The organism is Pseudoalteromonas sp. MMG022 (assembly GCF_021654245.1).
GTDB lineage: Bacteria > Pseudomonadota > Gammaproteobacteria > Enterobacterales > Alteromonadaceae > Pseudoalteromonas > Pseudoalteromonas amylolytica.
Window position 1 is genome coordinate 26116 of the sequence record NZ_JAKFZQ010000026.1, and the last position, 22794, is coordinate 48909.

The window sequence follows — 22794 nt, forward strand, 5'->3', positions numbered from 1 at the left end:
GAGCTAAAGATACCCTAATTACAGGACCAAAGCTATGAACTGGAAGTATTATCGCGCTTTTGCTGTTTATTAGCAGGCGATTTATTAGGTTTGGCATTTTTAGCTGGCCGCTTTTTAAACGGTTTAGGTTTTGGTGCGCCAGGCTTGCAGCGTTCGTTTATTTTTCGCCACAGTTTATTCAATTGCTTTGTGAGCTCTTCATTACTTTGTTCGGCGATGCCATCTTTTACCATCAAAACGATATCGATGTTATCAAGCTTGTGTTGGTTTAAACGAAAACTTTCGCGAGCAAGTCGTTTAATTCTGTTGCGTTGACACGCAAGCTTACAGCGTTTTTTGGCGACAGTAAGTCCTAGACGAGGGCGTCCAACTTCATTGGGCTTTGCGAGTAAAGTAAAGAAGGGGGTTGCTGCGCGAGCAGGCTCTTGAAATATTCTGGAGTAATGCGAGGGAGTTAACAGACGTAACTCCCTGCCAAAGCTAAAGCTTTCCACTAAGTATTAAGCAGAAAGTACTTTACGGCCTTTAGCACGACGACGTGCTAGTACTTTACGGCCATTTGCAGTTGCCATGCGAGCACGGAAACCGTGAGTACGTTTGCGCTTTAATACGCTAGGTTGAAAAGTTCTTTTCATAACAATTCCATCCGATCGGTTAAGTTTAAAACATCCTATGCAGGTCGCGATCCTGGCACAGGTGCCATTGCGAGCGCGAGATAGTAATGCCGACAGGCCCTAAAGTCAATCATAATCTTACTTTGCTGGTGGATTTTTACACATCAGACAAAATTAAGCCTGTCAGTTAGGGTTGCGGCTATTATATAGCAAGATCTTTCCAACGACCTAATAGATCATGATCGATCTGATCTAATTGAAGTTTTCCACAGGGTGTGTGTGAAATTAGGCAACAAGCTCTGGAAAACTAAAATAGATCATAAAATAATAATGAGATCTTGCTGGTTTTTTGCTATGATCTACTTCTTGGATCTAAAATAAAATAATACATAAAACAATATGTTATGAAATATCGTGAGCGAGATCCTCTTTTTTGAAAAAGTCAATATTGATGTTGTGGATAAGATCACTTCATAATACTCGGCTTCCACGAATAATTTAATGATAATAAACAATAATTCCTGTATATTTTTACACCTTTTTGGTGTCCGGGAATATTAACTGCATTTGGAGTTCAGCGTGTATCTGTCGGTTTGGCAAAGTTGTTTATATGTATTGCAAGATGAATTGCCATCTCAGCAATTTAGTATGTGGGTAAGACCACTACAAGCAGAAAGTACCGAAGATACCTTAACGATTTATGCACCAAATCGCTTTGTATTGGATTGGGTTCGAGAAAAATACCTAAATCGCATCAATGAGTTGTTGATCGAAATTTGTGGAAATGAAGCGCCTGAGTTGCGCTTTGATGTTGGTAGTAAGCCGATCATGGGTGGAGTATCTGTAGAAGATAAACAACCTTCTGCCAACGCTGCATCTAGCGGATCGGAACTGGCTCCTTCCGCACCAATCGCTTCATCTAACACCCAAAAAGTAGAGCCTGCACCAAAGTCGGCATATAAGCCAAACATTAAAGAAAACTACACTTTCGATAATTTTGTTGAGGGTAAATCAAACCAACTCGCAAAAGCTGCTGCGACACAGGTTGCTGATAACCCCGGTTCTGCTTTTAATCCTGTCTTCATTTATGGTGGTACGGGCCTTGGTAAAACACACCTCTTACATGCGGTAGGCAACGGTATCTTAGACAAAAAACCGGATGCAAAAATCGTTTATATGCATTCTGAACGTTTTGTACAAGATATGGTTAAGGCGCTACAAAATAATGCAATAGAAGAGTTCAAACGTTATTACCGTAGTGTTGATGCACTCATGATTGATGATATTCAATTCTTTGCTAATAAAGAGCGCTCACAAGAAGAGTTTTTTCATACTTTCAATGCGTTATTAGAAGGCAATCAACAGATTATCTTAACTTCGGATCGTTACCCAAAAGAAATTGAAGGCGTTGAAGACAGACTGAAATCGCGCTTTGGTTGGGGCTTAACTATTGCGATTGAGCCGCCTGAGTTAGAAACGCGAGTGGCTATTCTTATGAAAAAGGCTCAGCAAAGTAATATTTCACTCCCTCACGAGGTAGCATTTTTTATTGCCAAAAAACTGCGTTCAAACGTGCGTGAGTTAGAAGGGGCATTAAACCGTGTGATCGCCAATGCGAACTTTACGGGCCGCCCAATCTCAATTGATTTTGTAAAAGAAGCCCTGCGCGACTTGCTTGCATTACAAGACAAGTTAGTAACGATAGATAACATTCAACGTACGGTTGCAGAGTACTATCGTATTCGTGTTTCGGATTTATTGTCTAAACGTCGTAGTCGATCGGTGGCGAGGCCACGTCAAGTCGCAATGGCTTTATCTAAAGAATTAACCAACCATAGCTTGCCGGAAATCGGCGATGCATTTGGTGGCAGAGACCATACCACGGTCTTACATGCATGTCGTAAAGTGAAGGCACTTCGTGACGAATCTCATGAAGTAAAAGAAGATTATCAAAACCTGATCAGAACATTGTCATCTTAAGGGCTGTTTAAGTTATGCAAATTACCATTTCAAGAGAGCAATTTTTAAAGCCACTCATGCAGGTTTCGGGTGCTATCGAAAGAAAGCATACGTTACCGATATTATCTAATGTCTTGCTAGAGATTAAAGATGGCACTTTGGCAATGACGGGGACCGACCTTGAAATAGAGTTGGTCGCGACTGTGCAATTAGAACAACCTTGTGGTGACGCTAAAGTGACGTTACCCGCTAAGAAGCTACTCGATATTTGTAAAAGCTTGCCCGATGGTAGTGAATTAAAACTGGAAAGCCAAGAGCATCAGTTATTGTTGACCAGCGGTAAAAGTCGATTTTCATTAACGACACTTGCTGCGGAAGATTTCCCTAATCTTGAGCAGTGGGATGGTGAAATAGAGTTTCAGTGTACTCGCTTAGAGTTACGTAAACTGTTAGAAAGTACCCACTTTTCAATGGCTAACCAAGATGTACGTTATTATCTAAATGGTATGTCGTTTGAAGTGGATGGCAATGAAATTAAAACGGTTGCCACAGATGGTCACCGCTTGGCTATTGCGCAAAAAACCTTATCGAGCTCCGTGAATACACAACGTCAGTTGATCATTCCACGTAAAGGTGTGCAAGAAATCATGCGTCTGCTAGCAGCAGATGATGAAAATGTGACAATTCAATTTGGTGCCAATCATGTTCGTTTGATTGATGCTGAATTCACATTTACCAGTAAATTGGTGGATGGCCGCTTCCCAGACTATCGTCGTGTATTGCCACGCGGTGGTGATAAATTGGTTCATGCAAATCGTGAGTGGTTACGCAGTGCATTTCAACGTGTATCCATTTTATCAAATGAAAAGTTTCGTGGTGTACGTCTCAATTTATCAAATGGTGTGCTGAAGATCAGTGCTAATAACCCAGAGCAAGAGCAAGCCGAAGAAGTTGTGGAAGTAGGCTATCAGGGAGATGATTTGGAGATCGGCTTTAACGTCTCATATGTTTTAGATGTATTGAATACATTGAGAACTGAAGATGTGCAATTTACTTTGCTTGATTCGAACAGCAGTGCCTTAATTGAGGGGGTTGGTGATGAAGAGGCAACTTATGTTGTGATGCCAATGCGTTTATAATATGAGCTTGACGCATCTTAGCCTCGGTGATTTTCGAAACATTGAGGCGCTATCATTTGAACCTAGCCCCGACATAAATATTATCTACGGGGCAAATGGCAGCGGTAAAACCTCTTTACTTGAGGCCATTTATTTTCTCTCCCATGGTAAATCTTTCCGCACCAACAAGCACAAAATATTGATCCGCCATGAGCAGCCTCGTTGTATTGTTCATGCTAAAAAACAAATACATAACTTGTCTATACCTGTTGGTATAAGTAAGGATAATGCGGGAGAAACCAAGCTTAAGATTCAGGGTCAGTCAAGTCGGAAAATGTCAGAATTGGCTCAACTTATTCCTGTGCAAGTTATTACGCCGGAGAGCTATGAGCTATTTTTTGGTGGGCCAAAAGAGCGTCGGAAGTTTCTTGATTTGGGCGTGTTCCACGTGGAACATGCCTTCTTTAACGCTTGGCGTAATTTTAATAAAATTCTTAAGCAACGCAACGCGCTACTGAAATCTAGACCATCAAACTACGCTGAGCAGATCAAATATTGGGACAAAGAATATGTTCGCCTTGCTGAAGAAATAAATATACACAGAAAGGCTTATATAAGTAGGTTTGAGGCGCTATTTTTTGATAAAATAGTCTGTCAAATACCCATATTTTCTGGGTTAGAATTACGATATGATGCTGGGTGGAAAGATTGTCTAGCGTCACAATTAGAGCAACAATTTGAACGCGATGTAAAGCTTGGCTATACAAGTAAAGGGCCTCACAAGGCTGACCTTAGCTTTTATAGTGAAGGGCATGGCGTAGAAAATATTTTGTCTCGTGGCCAACTAAAATTACTTTTATATGCACTCAAAGTAGCGCAGAATAGTTTGATTGAGTCAGAGACAGATAAGCAGTCAATACTGCTTATAGATGACTTACCTTCAGAGTTAGGTGAAGAGACAATGCAGAGTGTTTCTGCTTTATTAGCCCTATGTCAGTCACAACTGTTCATTACGGCTATCACCGCTGAAAGTATTTCTGCTGTTGTGGAACCCATGCAAAGAAGTTGCAGTATGTTCCACGTGAAACATGGCAGCTTAATAACAAAATAATTGGAAGAAACCATGTCTGAAAATTACGATTCGTCCAGTATTAAAGTACTGAAAGGATTGGATGCGGTAAGAAAGCGTCCAGGAATGTATATAGGGGATACTGATGATGGGACAGGTCTACATCATATGGTATTCGAGGTTGTAGATAACTCAATCGACGAAGCGCTGGCTGGCTACTGTGATGATATTTTTGTCACTATCCATACGGACGGGTCAGTATCTGTTCGTGACAATGGTCGAGGAATTCCTACTTCAATTCATGAAGAGGAAGGCGTTTCAGCCGCTGAAGTTATTATGACCGTTCTACACGCGGGTGGTAAGTTTGACGATAACTCCTATAAAGTATCAGGTGGTCTGCACGGTGTAGGTGTATCTGTTGTAAACGCACTTTCTGAAAAACTACAATTAACAATTCGCCGTGAAGGCAAAGTGCACCAACAAAAATATTCCATGGGTGTGCCGGATGCACCGTTGGAAGTAATTGGCGAGTCTGATACGACTGGTACAGAACTACGTTTCTGGCCAAGTAGCGAAACCTTCTCAGACATAAATTTTCACTACGATATTCTAGCTAAGCGTTTACGCGAACTATCATTTTTGAACTCTGGTGTAAGTATCATTCTTAGCGATGAGCGAGAAGAGAATAAGCAAGACCACTTCAAATATGAAGGTGGTATTCGTGCGTTTGTTGAATATTTAAATCGTAAGAAAACACCAGTTCACCCAAGCGTGTTCCACTTTACCTCAGAGCGTGAAGATGGCATTAGTGTTGAAGTCTCTATGCAATGGAACGATGGTTTCCAAGAAAACATCTATTGTTTTACCAACAATATTCCTCAGCGTGATGGTGGTACACACTTAGCCGGTTTCCGTGCTGCATTGACGAGAACCCTAAACACTTTCATGGAAAAAGAAGGCTATAATAAAAAAGCAAAAACCACTAGCAATGCAACCGGTGATGACGCTCGTGAAGGTCTAACAGCGGTTGTGAGTGTGAAAGTGCCGGATCCTAAGTTCTCTTCGCAAACGAAAGATAAGCTAGTTTCAAGTGAAGTGAAATCGGCAGTAGAACAGGCTATGGCTGAGAAGCTTAGCGAGTTCCTACTAGAGCATCCAACTGATGCGAAAACGGTAGTTGGAAAAATTATTGATGCAGCCCGTGCGCGCGAAGCGGCTCGAAAGGCCCGTGAAATGACGCGTCGTAAAGGTGCAATGGACTTAGCCGGTCTACCGGGTAAACTTGCCGATTGCCAAGAGCGTGACCCAGCACTTTCTGAACTATATATAGTGGAGGGTGACTCTGCGGGTGGTTCTGCAAAGCAGGGCCGTAACCGTAAGAACCAAGCCATTTTGCCTTTGAAAGGTAAAATCTTAAACGTAGAGAAAGCGCGCTTTGACAAAATGCTTTCTTCTCAGGAAGTGGCAACGCTTATTACCGCATTAGGTTGTGGTATCGGTCGTGATGAATACGACCCTGAAAAGCTGCGCTATCACCGCATCATTATCATGACCGATGCAGACGTCGACGGCTCGCACATTCGTACCTTGCTGTTGACTTTCTTCTATCGTCAAATGCCAGAAATCATTGAGCGTGGCTATGTTTATATTGCTCAGCCGCCACTGTATAAAGTGAAGAAGGGCAAGCAAGAACAATACATCAAAGATGATGCGGCATTGACTGTATATCTAACGTCGCTCGCGCTAAATGGCGCGGCACTTTACCCAAGCGAAGGTGCTACTGCAATTGAGGGTGAAGCGTTGGAAGAGATAGTTAATGACTATCAAAATACGGTGAAAATCATAGAGCGCTTGAATCGCAAATATCCATCCTCTGTGACTAATCGTTTGATCTATCAACCAGAACTTACGGAAAGCGATTTAGTAGATCAAGCAAAAGTACAAAGCTGGACCGATGGTTTGATCAAAGACCTAATAGACTGGGATGAAGATGCAACCATTTTTAGCTCAGATGTTAGCTTTGATGATGAGCGCCACATGTATTACCCTGTGGTCAAAATTCGCCAACATGGAGTGGATAAAGCCTATACGCTTGACTATAACTTTATTACTTCAAAAGACTACATTCGCATTGCCCACACAGGCAAGCAGATTAGTAAGCTATTGGAAAAAGACGGTTATATCCAACGTGGCGAGAAAGTCTTCCCTGTCGACAACTTTGTTGATGGCCTAGAGTGGCTGATTGGAGAGTCAAAACGCGGCTTGTATACACAACGTTATAAAGGGTTGGGTGAGATGAACCCAGACCAATTGTGGGAAACCACAATGGATCCTGGTGCTCGTCGTATGTTGCGTGTAACCATTGAGGATGCAATCGCTGCAGACCAGTTATTTGCTACACTAATGGGCGATCAAGTTGAGCCACGTCGTGAGTTCATAGAAACTAACGCGTTGCGTGTGGTTAACCTAGACGTTTAATACAAATTGTGGGATCTCAGAATCCTTGCAAAAAATTCTCATACATTTGAAAATTTGTATCAGAATCCTTAAAAATTGGAAGGCTACCTGAATACTCAGGTAGCCTTTTTTATTGGCGTAATGATGACTTATAGAATCAGTGATTGTAAGTAAAGAGGTATCGTAGAACGATTAAGAACGTGCTGATTGGCAAGAATGTCGAGCTAAAAATTTTACTCAATATACCTATTTAAGTGTAAGTAAAAACATAAGGAACAGTATGCGTGCAATATTTGGGTTAAGTCTTAATAATTTTATAAACATTAGCTGCTTATTTGGCTGTGCAGTTGCATATGCAAATGAAGCAGAAGTGTTTTCTGTCGATATTAATGCTCAGTATACAGGAGCTTCGACTATGGTTGTTACAGACTCAGTTGTGAAGGTGTTCTACGAAACATTTGATACAGACTTTAAACATGCAGAGGTTTACAGTGCTGCTCTTTTGGATAGTGAGCCGAGACCGCGACTAAAAAAGCTTAATCTTGCCAAAAAATATAACCTAATCGCTCGTCCATCGCTTGTGTCAAACAAGTATTTATACATCGTCGTATCACAGAAATACTGGGGTAAAAATGGCTCGGTATTGCGAGTAAACCTCGAGAGTAACGTCGTCGAGAAAGTGCTCATGCCTAGAGGTGTAAGTGTTGGTTCACTATTGAGATTTAAAGGCCTAACCGATAGTAAAGTATTCGCGACTTATCGAGCAGGGAAAAGTAATATATTTATTGCACACAGTGATGATGGTTTAAACTTTGCTAATGAACAAAGTGTTGCTATAGGCACGATGCCGGATATTTCGGCTTTTGGAAATGGTAGTTTGATTTCGGCGTATCAGGCTGGACCGGATTTACGTAACATGAAGGTGTACTTTTCTATCCAAGAAAAAGGGGGGACTACCTCTAAGCCTAAGCGAATTGCAGAACACAAAAATATTCACGATGCGTTTATGCTACGCAGAAGTGATGGCAATGTGGATGTGTACTTTGTCAAACAAGCTGAAAGCGAAGAACGGCTTATCCTATCAAGAAGGTGCATAAATCACACTGGCAGCTTAGGAATTGAAGAGGTGCTGCTCGATAGCAAAAAATACAATGTAGCTAAACCAAGTGCCCAAATGTTCAATCACAATGAGGTCATTGTTTCATTTATTAACCAAACAGGTCCAGCAAGTTCAAGCCTACATTATATGAAACTAGATAGTGAGGCTGCAGCTTGTGGAGTGACCCATAAGTAGAAGGGACGTCTTAGAATTCTCTGTGTTCTAAGATGCATGCCGCCTTAGTGATAAGCGCACCTCGTAGCGAAGTTCAATACACTTTGACCGAGAGCCGGTTGTAGCTCGTACCCCATTTTCACAAAGAAGATAAAGCGAATCGGGTGTTACTCCATTAAAAGTGGAGTTTTTAACGGTATTTTTTGCATTTTAACGTTTAAAACGAGGCGCTGCTCGCGGTATACTGAGCACAATTTTCAATCATTAATCCTTGTCAGTGAGTAGATTATTACCACATGTCTCAAGGGCTATACAGATCCTAATTATAACTAAGCCAACTATGCAAAAATATGACGTAAAAACCTTTCAAGGGTTGATCCTGGCTTTACAGGACTATTGGGCACAGCAAGGCTGTGTAATTGCGCAACCTCTAGATATGGAAGTTGGTGCGGGTACATTCCACCCTATGACTTTTCTAAAGTCGATTGGACCAGAGCCAATGTCGAGCGCGTATGTTCAACCTTGTCGCCGTCCAACAGATGGTCGCTACGGTGAAAACCCAAACCGCTTGCAACATTACTACCAGTTTCAAGTGGTTCTTAAACCATCTCCAGATAACATCCAGGAACTTTACTTAGGTTCATTAGCAGCCATGGGCATTGATACGTTGACCCATGAAGTACGCTTCGTTGAAGATAACTGGGAGTCACCTACATTGGGTGCGTGGGGTCTTGGCTGGGAAGTTTGGCTAAATGGTATGGAGGTGACTCAGTTCACCTACTTCCAACAGGTTGGTGGTCTCGAATGTGCGCCAGTAACCGGTGAAATCACTTATGGTCTAGAGCGTCTGGCCATGTATATACAAGGTGTGGACAGCATCTATGACTTAGTTTGGACTGACGGACCTATGGGTAAAGTAACCTATGGTGACGTGTTCCATCAAAATGAAGTTGAGCAGTCAACATACAACTTTGAACACGCTGATGTTGATGCGCTATTTGCACAATTCGATCAGTGTGAAAAAGAAAGTCAAAAGCTAATCGAAGCTGGCTTACCATTACCAGCCTATGAGCAAGTAATGAAGGCATCTCATGCGTTTAACTTATTGGATGCGCGTCATGCAATTTCAGTGACAGAACGCCAGCGTTACATTCTGCGTGTACGTGCGTTATCTAAAGCTTGTGCACAGGCTTACTATGACGCTCGTGAAGCACTTGGTTTCCCGCTTTGTAAGGATTAAGCATGTTGACTGAAAATCTATTAGTAGAAATTGGTACTGAAGAGTTACCACCGAAAGCCTTACGTAAGCTTGCTGAGGCATTTAGTGACAATATGGCAGCTGAGCTTCAGGCACTTGAGCTTAGCTACCAAGCGATTAATTGGTATGCGTCACCGCGTCGTTTGGGCTTAACTGTCAGCGCACTAGAGACACAGCAACAAGACAAGGTTGTTGAAAAGCGCGGTCCTGCGGTAGCAGCGGCGTTTGACGCAGACGGTAATCCAACGAAAGCCGCTCAAGGTTGGGCTCGAGGCTGTGGCATTGATGTGAGCGATGCTCAAACCTTAGAAACAGACAAAGGCGCATGGCTACTGCACCGTGCAACCGTAAAAGGGCAAGAAGCAATTGAGCTGCTTGCTGATGTGATCAATAAAGCCTTAGCTAAACTACCAATTCCTAAACCGATGCGTTGGGGCGTGAACAAGACGCAGTTTATCCGTCCTGTTCATACGGTAGCCGCGCTATTGGGCGGTACGCAAGTACAAGGTGAAGTACTTGGCAAGCAGATCAGTAATGAGCTGCAAGGCCACCGCTTTCATCATCCAGAGCGTGTCACAGTGAACCACGCAGATGACGTGTTTGATATACTCAAGGGCGCTTATGTTGTTGCTGACTATCAAACCCGTAAGGACATGATCCGCGCGCAAATTGAAGCGGCAGCTGAGGCGGTAAATGCCAAAGTAGCCATGGATGAAGACTTGCTTGAAGAAGTAACTTCATTGGTAGAATGGCCAGTGACTTTAACAGCCTCTTTCGAAGAAGTATTTTTGGATGTGCCGGCTGAAGCGCTGATCTACACCATGAAGGATGACCAAAAGTACTTCCCGCTGTTAGACAACGATGGCAAGCTGATCAACAAGTTCTTGTTTGTGTCGAACATTGAAAGTAAAGACCCAAGCGTGGTTATTTCTGGCAATGAAAAAGTGGTGCGTCCTCGTCTGGCAGATGCGCAATTCTTCTTTGAAACCGATAAAAAGAAAACCCTAGAAAGCCGCTTGACGTCACTGAACTCGGTATTGTTCCAAAAGCAACTGGGTACATTGAAAGACAAGTCGGAGCGTATTTCTGCACTGGCGGGCTTTATCGCTGAGCAGGTTGGTGCTGATAAAGCACTAGCTGAACGCGCTGGCTTGTTAAGCAAGACGGATCTCATGACTGAAATGGTTATGGAGTTTACCGACGTACAGGGTGTAATGGGCATGCATTACGCACGTATTGATGGTGAGGCAGAAGAAGTGGCGCTGGCACAGAATGAACAGTACATGCCACGCTTTGCAGGTGACAGCTTGCCTTCAAATCCAATCAGCTACGCAGTGGCATTGGCTGATAAGTTTGACACTTTGGTAGGCATCTTCGGCATCGGTCAAGCACCAAAAGGGGATAAAGACCCATTTGCGTTACGACGTGCAGCAATTGGCGCATTACGCATCATGGTAGAAAAAGAGCTACCACTCGATATCAATAATATCGTTGCTAAGGCACAGCAGTTGTTTGGTGACAAGCTGAGCAACGGTAATGTGGCTGAAGAAGTACTTGAATTTATGCTAGGCCGTTTCCGTGCTTGGTATCAGGATGAAGGTATCAGTGTCGATGTGATCCAAGCGGTATTGGTGAGACGTCCAACTGCGCCGGTTGATTTTGACCGTCGTGTTAAAGCAGTGAGCCACTTCCGTACACTTGCTGAGGCGGATGCACTGGCTGCGGCAAATAAGCGTGTAAACAACATTCTTGCTAAGAATAATGTGACGAGCGATGCGCAAGTGAACCCAGCGTTACTCACCGAAGCGAGCGAAAAAGTACTGGCTGAACAAGTCGCTGAGCTAAGTGTTGAATTGACCCCGATTTATGAACAGGGTGATTACCAACAAGCACTGACTCGTTTAGCAAGTTTACGTGAAGCGGTAGATGACTTTTTTGATAACGTTATGGTAATGGCGGACGATGAAGCGGTGAAACTAAACCGTCTGGCGCTATTGAGCCAATTAAGCCGTTTATTCTTAAATACGGCGGATATCTCGGTATTGCAAAACTAATCTAAAAAGTAGTTACAAAAAAGCCAGCGTTAGTGCTGGCTTTTTCGTTTAACTCAGTAATAAAGTAAGATTAGTTAGCTAAGAGTAAGCGAGTATTCACTCTATAAACATTAATATCTTGTGCACTAGAATTGGAGTAACTACATGAAAAAGCTCATTACGGCTGTGGCGGCGTTATTTTTATCAGCTTGTTCGAGCCAAATCAAAATACTTGATAGTATCACCACACTACCTTCTACAGGTGAAACGTTCGATCGTACTATGTACTTACGTGGTGATTTTACGCTTTGGGATGCAGAGCCTCATTATATTTTGCAGCAGCAAAGTGAGGGAATATACACAGTTAAAGCCAAGTTTATGACGCCGGGTAAAGTGTATGAATTTAAAATCGCAGACGAACAGTGGAGCCAAGGGTTTAACTGTGGCTACAAAGTGCAAGGGGCGTTGCAGCTCAATCAGCCTCAACTAGCTGACTGTAACACGGTATATAATTACTTTAGCTTTATGCCCAACAAAAAAGGTTGGTATGTCATCACTTTTGACTATAGCGATAGTCGATCACCAAAAGTAATGGTGAGTAGAGCGTAATAAGGAGTCTTGTCATTGAGTCAATTTAGAAAAGTTACCAATGGCAAGCAACACTTTACAGGCCCTTCTTAATTAAATACTGAAAAGGTGCTTGTACAACCTCTTTTGCAACCAAGGTATGGTCCATAAACTCACAAAAACTGGGAATGTCTCTGGTTGTTGAGGGGTCATCAGCAATGATCAATAGCGTCTCACCGTCATTCATTTTTCTTACCATACCACGGATCATCATGACAGGCTCTGGGCAGCGAAGGCCAATCGCGTCGAGGGTGTGATCAGGGTTTGAAAAGGGCATGATGTAACTCGCTTAACTATTGAATGTAAAATGAGCGTACTATTTTACCCACAGCGACTACACAAATAAACCTATGCCAATAAAAAGGTAAGAAAAAAGGCAAAGCGTATTACCACTTTACCTTTGTCACCAAGTTGAATTTGGTGAGTTGAGCGCGGCGAGCGCCAACTCAGGGGATGATTAATCTACGCGTTCAAATACGGTTGCGATACCCTGACCTAAACCAATACACATGGTTGCAAGGCCGTACTTCGCGCCTTTGTCTTCCATAATATGGATAAGTGAAGTACTGATACGCGCACCAGAACAGCCCAGTGGATGACCGAGTGCAATCGCACCACCGTTTAGGTTCACTTTTTCATCGGCAACTTCCAACAGACCTAAATCTTTTAGAACTGGCAGAGATTGAGCTGCAAAAGCTTCGTTCAATTCTGCTACATCAATATCTTCAATACCGATACCAGCTTGTTGCAGGGCCTTCTTACTCGCAGGTACTGGACCATAACCCATGATAGATGGATCGCAGCCCGCGACGGCCATTGACTTAATGCGGGCACGAATTGGTAGGCCGAGTTCTTTGGCTTTGCTTTCGCTCATAACCAGCATGGCAGACGCACCATCTGATAGCGCTGAAGATGTACCGGCAGTTACGGTGCCTGAAGCTGGGTTGAATACTGGGCGCAGTTGGCTTAGGCCTTCAACCGTTGTTTCAGGGCGGATAACTTCGTCATGCTCAACTAAAACAGGCACGCCGTTTTCGTCATGACCTTCCATCGGTAAGATTTCTTTGGCGAAACGGCCTTCTACCGTCGCGGCATGGGCACGTTGGTGTGAGCGATAAGCAAACTGATCTTGTTGCTCACGGCTGATACCGTGTAAGGTCGCTAAGTACTCTGCAGTTAAGCCCATTACGCCCGCAGCTTGTGCAATTGAAGTCGACAGGCCAGGGTGAAAGTCTACGCCATGTGTCATTGGCACATGACCCATATGTTCAACACCGCCAATAAGATATGTGTCACCAGCGCCGGTCATAATTGCGCGCGCTGCATCATGTAGTGCTTGCATAGAAGAACCACATAAACGGTTTACTGTGACCGCTGGGACCGAGTGAGGAATGCCAGCCAGTAACGCGGCGTTACGCGCTACGTTAAAGCCTTGCTCTAGCGTTTGTTGTACACATCCCCAATAAATATCATCGATAGACGCTGGGTCTACACTTGGATTGCGATCTAACAGCCCTTTCATTAAGTGAGCACTTAAATCTTCAGCACGGCGGTGTTTAAACACACCATTTTTAGAACGTCCCATAGGGGTACGAAGACAATCAACGATTACTGCTTGTTGCATTACAGACATGTTACTGGCCCTCCACAGAATAGAACACTTTACCTTCGCTTGCCCATGCGCGGGTTTGCTCAGATACTTGATAAATCGCGCCTAAGTGAGCGTATTTATCAGCCATCGCGACAAAGTTGGCTAGGCCAATCTGGTCTAAGTAGCGGAATGCGCCACCTCTAAATGGTGGGAAACCAATCCCGTAAATGAGTGCCATGTCTGCTTCTTGTGCAGAGGCAACGATACCTTCTTGTAAACAAAGTAGTACTTCGTTCAACATGGGCACCATACAACGTTCAATAATGGTTTGTTTGTCAAACTCGCTATGCGGTTCACAAATAGAGCTCAACAACTCAACAGAAGTTGCGTCTTTGGACTTTTTCAGACGACCTTTGCGATCTGGTGCGTACTGATAGAAGCCAAGCTTGTTCTTTTGGCCATAACGTTCAGCATTGGCAAGTACCGCTACTGGGTCTTTTTCTTGGCGAGCCATACGTTCAGGGAAACCATCGGCCATTACACCGGTACAGTGATTGGCCGTATCAATACCTACAACGTCAAGTAGGTAAGCCGGTCCCATCGGCCAGCCGAATACGTTTTCCATCACTTTATCAATCACAGTGAAGTCAGCGCCCTCTACAACAAGCTTGCTAAAGCCTGCGAAGTAAGGGAAGAGTACGCGGTTAACAAAGAAGCCTGGGCAGTCATTTACAACGATAGGAGATTTGCCTAGCTTTAATGCGTAATCAACCACGGCATTGATGGTCGCGTCAGAAGTTTTCTCGCCACGGATGATCTCTACCAATGGCATTTTTGGCACTGGATTGAAAAAGTGCATGCCACAGAAGTTTTCAGGGTGTTTAAGTGCAGAAGCTAGTTCATCAATACGGATGGTAGAGGTGTTTGAAGTCAGTACCGTACCTTCAGGTAGCTGCGCTTCAAGAGCCGATAGCACCGCTTGTTTTACTTTTGGATTCTCAACAACCGCTTCAACCACAATGTCTGCACTGTTTAAGTCACGCTCTTCAAGCGTTGGCTTAACTTTGCCTAGTGTGGAAACCATTTTTTCCATACTCATGTGGCCGCGTTGTACTTTCTTGCCTAAAATCGTTGCTGCTTCATTCATGCCTAAATCAAGCGCTGCTTGATTAATATCTTTCATGATAATTGGCGTGCCTTTGTAGGCTGATTGGTAAGCTATACCACCGCCCATGATGCCAGCACCCAAAACCGCAGCTTGTTTGATTTCAAGCGATGAAGCTTTTGCTTGTTTCTTAGCGACACCTTTGATGTATTGATCCGCAAGGAAAATACCTGTTTGTGCGGCTGCTTCATTAGTTTTAGCTAGTTTTGCAAAGTTTGCGTTCTCGATGGCCATCGCTTCTGCACGCGTACAGTTAGCGGCCGCCTTGATGGTTTTTACAGCCATCAATGGAGCAGGGTAATGACCTTTAGTTTGACCCAGTACCATGCCTTCTGCCATCGCAAAGCTCATACCTTGTTCAGTACGATTCATTTTCAGTGGCTCAAGCTTCACCTGACGCTTGGCACGCCAGTCTAGTTTACCTGCCACGGCTTGTTCCAATACGCTGATGGCTGCATCCAGTAGCTTTTCTGGTGCGACAACACCATCTACTGCACCTACTTTCAATGCATCATCCGGGCGATTTTCTTTACCTGTGGTGATCCAAGTCATCGCATTATCAGCGCCGATTAAGCGAGGTAAGCGTACGGTACCACCAAAGCCCGGCATAATACCCAGTTTTACTTCTGGAAGACCGATTTTGGCACTGGTACTTGCTAAACGGAAGTCTGTTGCCAGTAGCCATTCACAGCCACCGCCCAGTGCTAAACCGTGAATTGCTGAAGCTGTTGGAAATGGTAGGTCTTCGATGGCATCAAATACATCGGTTGCATCTTTGATCCAGCCAACAAGTTCTTCTTCTGGGCGTTGGAATGTAGGTAAAAACTCAAAAATGTCGGCACCAATAATAAAGTGGTCTTTATCACTGGTAAATACCATCGCGTCGATATCGCCGCGTTGGCTTAATTCTTGGAATGCTTTTGCGCATTCTTGCAGGGTTTGCTGAGAAAGTTTGTTAACAGAGCCTGAGGCACAAAACTTAAACTCAGCGATCTTGCCTTTGCAAAAATCAACAACAAAGGACTCGCTTTTATATAACATGCTTGTTCTCCCGTGTAATTACACTGGTACGATGAGTTGCTATTTCACCCAGTTTGGCCGCTTTAAATGAAAAATGCAATGAAAAATTTACTCAGCGTTTACCCACGCCTTAAAAAGCGTAAGCTTTGGTGATATGGTTGCTAAGTCTCTTTTTATGAACTTACAGCCTAGTCGTCTTTAGCGATTTTGCTTAGTAGGTTGGATTGTTGGATAACAGAAGTTCGTTGTTGTTGTCTGGCGCGTTTCAAAGACAATTATTTGTGAAGGTCGATATGAACTCATGGATCTCAAGAATCGCTGCTACTTCTCTTGCAGTTTCAAGCTGGTTTTCATTAGCAAGCAGCGATCATGAAGCATTTAAGGAAGCGGAGAGGATTGCTTGGTCGGGCAACTACAGTGCATTTAGTCAAGCTATCAGTGAGCTAGAGCACCCGCTTAAACCTTACGTAGAAATGGCGTTTTATAAGCGTCATCCACGGCTTGATCGTCAACAGCAGATAGCGCACTTTCTTACTGTGTATGACAGTACGCCATTGGAGTGGCCAGTGCGCGAAAGCTGGCTGCAATACCTCAAGCGCAGAGGTAAAAAGGCACTCTTTATTGAATATTACAAAGACACCGCTGATGCCGAACTCAAATGTGCTTACTTACAGTATCAACTTGAGTTGGGTGCGCCTAAAAAAGCAATATTGGAGCAAGTCAAAGAGCTATGGGTGGTGGGCAAATCACAACCTAGGGCATGTAATAGCATTTTTAATACATGGCAACAGGCTGGGTATTTAAATTCAGAATTAGTGTGGCAACGCATCAGCGAAGCTGCGCAAGGTGGACAAGTATCTTTACTGAGATATTTAAAGACGCTATTGCCGAAGGATGAAGCTTATCTTGCTGATTTGTACACGACGGTTAGGCGAGACCCAAGCGCTGCCGCTGGTTTATATCGGTATAAAAATCGCAACAGCAAAGAAGCTGAAATTGCAGTATATGGTGTGCGTCGACTGATTTGGCGAGACCAAAAGCTTGCATTGCGTGCATGGGATAAACTACAAGGCATGTTTAAGTTCACTGAGCAGCAAAAGAATAGCGTGGCGTATCGCTTTGCCTTGGCTTTGGCCTCAAAAGGTCACCCAGAAGCAAAGTTTTGGCTCAACAAAGTACCGCCAGAGCTACAAGATAGTAAACTTCGCCAGTGGATGATGAGTAATATGCTCAAAGAACAGGATTGGTCTGGTATTGCGGCGTTGTTTACTGGCATGGAAAATCTCAGTCATGGACAAACTTATTGGCTGGCATATAGCTATGCACAACGCGGCGAGCAGGACAAAGCGAAGCAGTTATGGCAACGCATTGCTAAGGAGCGAGATTATTACGGCTTTTTGGCTGCGGGACGTTTAGGGTTGGATGTTTCATTAAATACCAAGTCGTTGAATGTACCTGAGAGTTTATTGGCGAAAGTGGCTCAGGCTCCTGGGTTCAAACGCGCGAAGGCTTTATATCAGCTTGAGCGCTATACCTCAGCACGCCGTGAATGGAACTATTTGACTAATACTTCCAGTGAGGCTGAAAAACTGGCAGCTTCAATTTTGGCATCAGAACTGGATTGGTATGACAGCACCATTTATACACTGGCGCAGATTAAGGCTTGGGACTACGTTGAATTGCGTTTTCCGATGGCTTTTGAAGAACTGTTTAAACGTTACAGCGCACATAATCATGTTGATGTGGCATGGAGCATCGCCATTGCACGCAGAGAAAGTTCATTTGCGCCAGATGCACGCTCTCACGCTAATGCTTACGGTCTGATGCAGCTGTTACCGAGCACCGCACGTTACGTTAGTAAAAAGCGGGTGTCGAAGAGAAATTTAGTTCACCCTGCGACCAATATAAAAATGGGTACCGATTATTTAGAGTATTTGAAGAAGAAAAATGACGGCAATGAAATGTTGGCAACAGCCTCCTATAATGCGGGCTATCATCGGATTAAAAAATGGCTGCCCAAGGATGCGATGCCTGCCGAATTGTGGATAGAGCTTATCCCATACAGAGAGACCCGAGAATATGTGAAGAACGTATTTGCTTACAGGCAGGTTTACCATACAAGATTGGGTAGAAAGGGCAACGTTGTTGCGCCGCTTTTAGAGATGCAAATTGGTGGCTAGTTTACACTGTATTGGATAGTGAACAGGCCACAGGCTTGGATGCAGAGCAATCTGGCGACTTCGCTGGATTGCTTTTTCGAGCTTGTGTTAGACTCAATTTATCACAACAAACGAAACGGTTAACCATGGAACAATTAGCACAATATTACGCCGAACATATTGCAACCTTGCAACAGCGCACAAAAACCATTATTGAGCGAGAAGGACTAGAGGGATTGGTGATCCACTCAGGTCAGGCGAAGCGACAATTCTTAGATGACATGTATTATCCATTTAAGGTCAATCCGCAGTTTAAAGCCTGGTTACCCGTGATTGATAACCCTCACTGCTGGTTAGTTGTGAATGGTCTGGATAAGCCAAAGCTAGTGTTCTACCGTCCCGTTGATTTTTGGCACAAGGTGCCTGATGAGCCGAATGATTTTTGGGCCGATTACTTTGATATTGAGTTATTGGTTCAACCTGATCAAGTTGAAAAGTTCTTGCCTTATGATAAGGCCAACTTTGCTTATATAGGTGAGTATTTAGAAGTTGCGCAGGCGCTTGGCTTTTCTATCGTCAACCCTGAAGCGGTGATGAACTATCTACATTATCACCGTGCTTACAAAACACAGTATGAATTGAGCTGTTTGCGTGAAGCAAACCGTTTAGCGGTACTAGGCCACAAAGCTGCACGAGATACGTTTTATGCAGGGGGTTCTGAGTATGCTATTCAGCAGGCGTATTTAAATGCCACACAGCATATGGAAAATGACACGCCATATGGCAACATTGTCGCCCTCAATGAAAACTGTGCCATCTTGCACTACACACACTTTGAACGCGAAGCACCAAAACAACATCGTTCATTTTTGATTGATGCGGGTGCAAACTTTCATGGCTATGCGTCGGATATTACGCGTACTTACGACTTTGCAAAGCAGGGCGAATTTGCTGAGTTGCTGAGTGTGATGAATGATCATCAAATTCAGCTCGGTAAAATGCTGAGTCCAGGCAAGCTATATGGAGAGCTACACATTGCATGTCATGACCGAGTGGCACAAGTTTTGGCTGACTTTGATATTGTGAAGTTACCCGCACAAGACATCGTGGCGAAGGGGATTACATCCACCTTCTTCCCGCATGGATTGGGTCATCACCTTGGTTTACAAGTGCATGATATGGGCGGCTTCATGGCGGATGAAGCGGGTACACATCAGGCGCCACCTGAGGGGCATCCATTCTTGCGGTGTACACGTAAGATCGAAGCGAAGCAAGTGTTCACTATCGAGCCTGGTCTTTACTTTATTGAATCTCTGTTAGGTGATTTAGCGCAAACAGACAACAAACGTTACATCAACTGGGAGAAAGTTGAGCAGTTCAAACCATTTGGTGGTATTCGTATTGAAGATAACATCATTGTCCATGATGACAGGTTAGAAAATATGACGCGTGACTTAGACTTAGACTAATCACTCGGTGTATGATGAAAGGGAGCATTAGGCTCCTTTTTTGTTTGTAAGGCGTTAAATAATTTCATGTCTGAATACCATATTCCAAGCGGCTCTTTGAGTTATCATGAAGAAATAAAAAAAAGCACATTTATTGTGCACTTGGCCCATACTCCGAATATTGATGATGCTAAAGCTTTTATTAAGCAAATCAATGACGAATACCCAGATGCGCGACATAACTGTTGGGCGCATGTGGCAGGGCAACCTGGTGGCAGTCATGTTTACGGTTTCTCTGATGATGGTGAACCCAATGGTACGGCTGGCAAACCGATGCTGAATGTGTTGATTGGCTCTGGACTGGGTGAGATAACAGCGGTAACAACACGCTATTTTGGTGGTATAAAGCTGGGTACGGGCGGCTTAGTACGTGCTTATGGTGGTACGCTAAATAATGCATTGGCGCAATTACAAACCAGTTTAAAAATCCCTGCAGTCACCTTGATTGGGAGCTCGGACTATGCACTGCAAGGGGTGATAGAACAATACTTAAATACGCACTTTACGATATTATCGATGGATAAGCAGTACGGCGCAGCCATTGAGTGGCGTATTGATATTGATCGCCGCCAAGCACAACGGGCGAGCCAAGAAATTTTAGATTTAACGCACGGTGCAGTTGAGTTAACAATCAAAGCGTAAGACAATCCTTATTCTATAATTTTAAATCACTAAAAAAGCGAAACGCACCATGCAATTTCGTACCATAATAAAAATACTCGGCCAGCTGGTGGCTTTATTTAGCCTGACCATGGTGCCTCCAGCGCTGGTATCATTGATTTATAAAGACGGTGGTGGTGTACCATTCGTCTTGGCGTTTGTATTTAGCATTGTCATTGGACTAATTGCTTACTATCCAAACCGTAAAGAAAATGGTGACTTAAAAGCGCGTGAAGGCTTTTTGATCGTAGTCTTGTTCTGGTTGGTACTAGGATCGTTTGCATCAGTGCCACTCATTTTCCTTCAGTCTCCCAATTTATCATTGGCCGATGCGGTTTTTGAAGCATTCTCAGGGCTAACAACCACCGGTGCCACGGTGTTAACTGGGATAGAATACCTGCCTAAATCTGTGCTGTTTTATCGCCAGCAACTACAGTGGTTAGGTGGCATGGGTATCATCGTATTGGCGGTTGCGGTACTCCCGATGCTTGGTGTCGGTGGTATGCAGCTGTATCGCGCGGAAACGCCGGGGCCTGTGAAAGACTCTAAGATGACGCCACGAATAGCCGATACCGCAAAGCACTTATGGTATATCTATGTTTCGCTTACTATTGCCTGTACGATTGCTTATTGGATTGCTGGCATGGGTTGGTTTGATGCCATCTGCCACGCTTTTTCAACCATCGCAATTGGTGGCTTCTCGACCTATGATGCTTCAATTGGTCATTTTGACAGTCCTGCTATCAATTTTATTTGTGTATTTTTCTTATTGATTGCAGGTGTGAACTTCTCATTGCATTATGCTGCGGTGGCTAGTCGTAACGTGAGAGCCTATTTACGTGACCCAGAGTTTAAGGTGTTTTTGCTTATTCAGCTGGCCCTTGTGGTGATCTGCTTTGCGGTATTGTCATCAAATAAGGTCTATAGCAATGGTGATGAAACCTTGGATCAGGCGATGTTTCAGGCGGTTTCCATCAGTACTACCGCGGGATTTGCCACGGATAACTTTTCGGCGTGGCCACTTTTTTTACCAATTCTACTGATATTTTCCAGCTTCATTGGCGGATGTGCAGGGTCAACCGGTGGCGGTATGAAGGTTGTGCGGGTATTTTTGTTGTATCTACAAGGTGTTCGTGAGCTCAATCGACTTGTGCACCCACGGGCTATTTACTCTATAAAACTGGGACGTAAGGCCTTGCCTGATAAAGTCGTCGAAGCGGTTTGGGGCTTCTTTTCGGCCTATGCGTTAGTATTTGTGATCATCATGATTGCGCTGCTCGGCACGGGATTGGATAACATCACCGCATTTTCGGCAACGGCGGCGTGTTTGAACAATTTGGGCCCAGGCCTTGGTGATGTCGCTGCGCATTATGGTGATATCACAGATACCGCTAAATGGTTGCTTACCTTGGCAATGGTATTTGGTCGACTGGAGATATTTACTTTACTCGTGTTATTTACGCCGACGTTTTGGCGAGGCTAATTACCCACAATCATTTACGTGAACATAGCGGAACATTCGCCGCTATGTCACTGTCGCCATGACCCGATATGTTCTAAGCTTAAGCGATGTAATGTTGTACATATCAGTTAGGCCTAAGTCATGTATAAAAGCAAGTCCTCTTCTGGTGAGCAAAAAATAGAACTGATCTCTGTTGGTAATCTGGTGGATCTTGAAATTCTACTGGCTGCTAATTCCAAACGTGTTAAAACAGAGTTTATCGGGTATCTACCTGGGCAGTACTTAATCCTCAATTATCCCGGACAAAAGCAACTAGGTAAGATAACAGAGCATGTAAAAGAAGGCGCTTCGGTCATTGTGCGAGCTGTGGCTGACCATAGTGATGGACAAATCATTGCGTTTAAAACGGATATAAAAGCCGTCGCCTACACCCCTACAAAATTGATTTTTCTCTACCCTCCACAGGAAATTCAAAGTCATTGTTTGCGCCATCATGTGAGGATCCCCACACTGATACCAGCGACTTTGATGACCAGTCGTTCAACCTGTGATGGGGTGATCAAAGACATCTCGCCAACGGGTTTACAATTTAGTTTGCGGGGGGCAAAGGTTGATTTACCACTACACGATAAATCATGCCATGTGGTGATCTCTGGCAAGAGAAATGAGCCTATTCGTTTGCAAGGAGAGGTATGTAGTACCACTCATCATGATGAGCTGGCCATGGTTGGTATTAAATTGGTGTCACAAGAGCAAAAAATAGCCGCGCTGTTACAGGAGTATCTAATCGACCTGACAGCGCTGGATATGAGATAACCGGG

Annotated in this window: 18 protein-coding genes; 13 read left to right on the forward strand and 5 right to left on the reverse strand. The window is 43.9% G+C overall.

The window, feature by feature from the left end:
- Positions 1–32: 32 nt before the first annotated feature.
- Both rnpA and rpmH read right to left on the reverse strand, forming a co-directional pair.
- A complete protein-coding gene (gene rnpA / locus L1070_RS18160) occupies positions 33–494 on the reverse strand; it encodes a ribonuclease P protein component (protein WP_237126623.1) in 462 nt (153 codons plus the stop codon).
- A gap of 6 nt (positions 495–500) precedes the next feature.
- A complete protein-coding gene (rpmH, locus tag L1070_RS18165) occupies positions 501–635 on the reverse strand; it encodes a 50S ribosomal protein L34 (RefSeq protein WP_008488847.1) in 135 nt (44 codons plus the stop codon).
- A gap of 558 nt (positions 636–1193) precedes the next feature.
- Here rpmH and dnaA point away from each other — a divergent pair.
- From dnaA to L1070_RS18205, 8 genes are all read left to right on the forward strand, one after another.
- A complete protein-coding gene (gene dnaA, locus L1070_RS18170) occupies positions 1194–2594 on the forward strand; it encodes a chromosomal replication initiator protein DnaA (protein ID WP_070988039.1) in 1401 nt (466 codons plus the stop codon).
- Positions 2595–2608: 14 nt separating this feature from the next.
- Complete coding sequence (dnaN, locus tag L1070_RS18175; RefSeq protein ID WP_237126624.1) at positions 2609–3712, forward strand: DNA polymerase III subunit beta; 1104 nt, start codon at positions 2609–2611, stop codon at positions 3710–3712.
- Position 3713: 1 nt separating this feature from the next.
- Entirely contained in the window at positions 3714–4802 is a 1089-nt protein-coding gene (gene recF / locus L1070_RS18180; RefSeq protein ID WP_237126625.1) for a DNA replication/repair protein RecF, read from the forward strand.
- A 12-nt stretch (positions 4803–4814) separates the two neighbouring features.
- On the forward strand, positions 4815–7238 hold the full coding sequence (gene gyrB, locus L1070_RS18185; protein ID WP_237126626.1) for a DNA topoisomerase (ATP-hydrolyzing) subunit B: 2424 nt from the start codon (positions 4815–4817) through the stop codon (positions 7236–7238).
- Positions 7239–7497: 259 nt separating this feature from the next.
- On the forward strand, positions 7498–8511 hold the full coding sequence (locus tag L1070_RS18190) for a hypothetical protein (protein ID WP_237126627.1): 1014 nt from the start codon (positions 7498–7500) through the stop codon (positions 8509–8511).
- Positions 8512–8830: 319 nt separating this feature from the next.
- Positions 8831–9730, forward strand: a complete 900-nt coding sequence (glyQ, locus tag L1070_RS18195) for a glycine--tRNA ligase subunit alpha (RefSeq protein WP_070988029.1) — start codon at positions 8831–8833, stop codon at positions 9728–9730.
- A 2-nt stretch (positions 9731–9732) separates the two neighbouring features.
- Entirely contained in the window at positions 9733–11802 is a 2070-nt protein-coding gene (gene glyS, locus L1070_RS18200) for a glycine--tRNA ligase subunit beta (RefSeq protein WP_237126628.1), read from the forward strand.
- A gap of 144 nt (positions 11803–11946) precedes the next feature.
- Positions 11947–12390, forward strand: coding sequence for a hypothetical protein (locus tag L1070_RS18205; protein ID WP_070988026.1), 444 nt, complete (start codon positions 11947–11949; stop codon positions 12388–12390).
- Between the two features lie 55 nt (positions 12391–12445).
- Here the strand turns inward: L1070_RS18205 and tusA are convergent, their stop codons facing one another.
- The 3 genes from tusA to fadB all read right to left on the reverse strand — a co-directional run bounded on the left by tusA (position 12446) and on the right by fadB (position 16205).
- Positions 12446–12685: a sulfurtransferase TusA gene (tusA, locus tag L1070_RS18210; protein WP_237126629.1), complete on the reverse strand. Its 240-nt coding sequence runs from the start codon at positions 12683–12685 to the stop codon at positions 12446–12448.
- A 180-nt stretch (positions 12686–12865) separates the two neighbouring features.
- Entirely contained in the window at positions 12866–14032 is a 1167-nt protein-coding gene (gene fadA, locus L1070_RS18215) for an acetyl-CoA C-acyltransferase FadA (protein ID WP_070988121.1), read from the reverse strand.
- Positions 14033–14042: 10 nt separating this feature from the next.
- The gene (gene fadB / locus L1070_RS18220) at positions 14043–16205 is read right to left on the reverse strand and encodes a fatty acid oxidation complex subunit alpha FadB (protein WP_237126630.1); all 2163 of its coding nucleotides are present in this window, start codon (positions 16203–16205) and stop codon (positions 14043–14045) included.
- A gap of 272 nt (positions 16206–16477) precedes the next feature.
- On the opposite strand from fadB, the gene L1070_RS18225 reads away from it, so the two are divergent.
- The 5 genes from L1070_RS18225 to L1070_RS18245 all read left to right on the forward strand — a co-directional run bounded on the left by L1070_RS18225 (position 16478) and on the right by L1070_RS18245 (position 22789).
- Entirely contained in the window at positions 16478–18364 is a 1887-nt protein-coding gene (locus L1070_RS18225) for a transglycosylase SLT domain-containing protein (protein ID WP_237126644.1), read from the forward strand.
- Positions 18365–18489: 125 nt separating this feature from the next.
- Complete coding sequence (pepQ, locus tag L1070_RS18230) at positions 18490–19812, forward strand: Xaa-Pro dipeptidase (RefSeq protein ID WP_070988117.1); 1323 nt, start codon at positions 18490–18492, stop codon at positions 19810–19812.
- A gap of 66 nt (positions 19813–19878) precedes the next feature.
- Positions 19879–20493: a YigZ family protein gene (locus L1070_RS18235; RefSeq protein WP_237126631.1), complete on the forward strand. Its 615-nt coding sequence runs from the start codon at positions 19879–19881 to the stop codon at positions 20491–20493.
- A 49-nt stretch (positions 20494–20542) separates the two neighbouring features.
- The gene (locus L1070_RS18240) at positions 20543–21994 is read left to right on the forward strand and encodes a TrkH family potassium uptake protein (protein ID WP_237126632.1); all 1452 of its coding nucleotides are present in this window, start codon (positions 20543–20545) and stop codon (positions 21992–21994) included.
- Positions 21995–22114: 120 nt separating this feature from the next.
- Positions 22115–22789: a flagellar brake protein gene (locus L1070_RS18245; protein ID WP_237126633.1), complete on the forward strand. Its 675-nt coding sequence runs from the start codon at positions 22115–22117 to the stop codon at positions 22787–22789.
- Positions 22790–22794 lie beyond the last annotated feature (5 nt).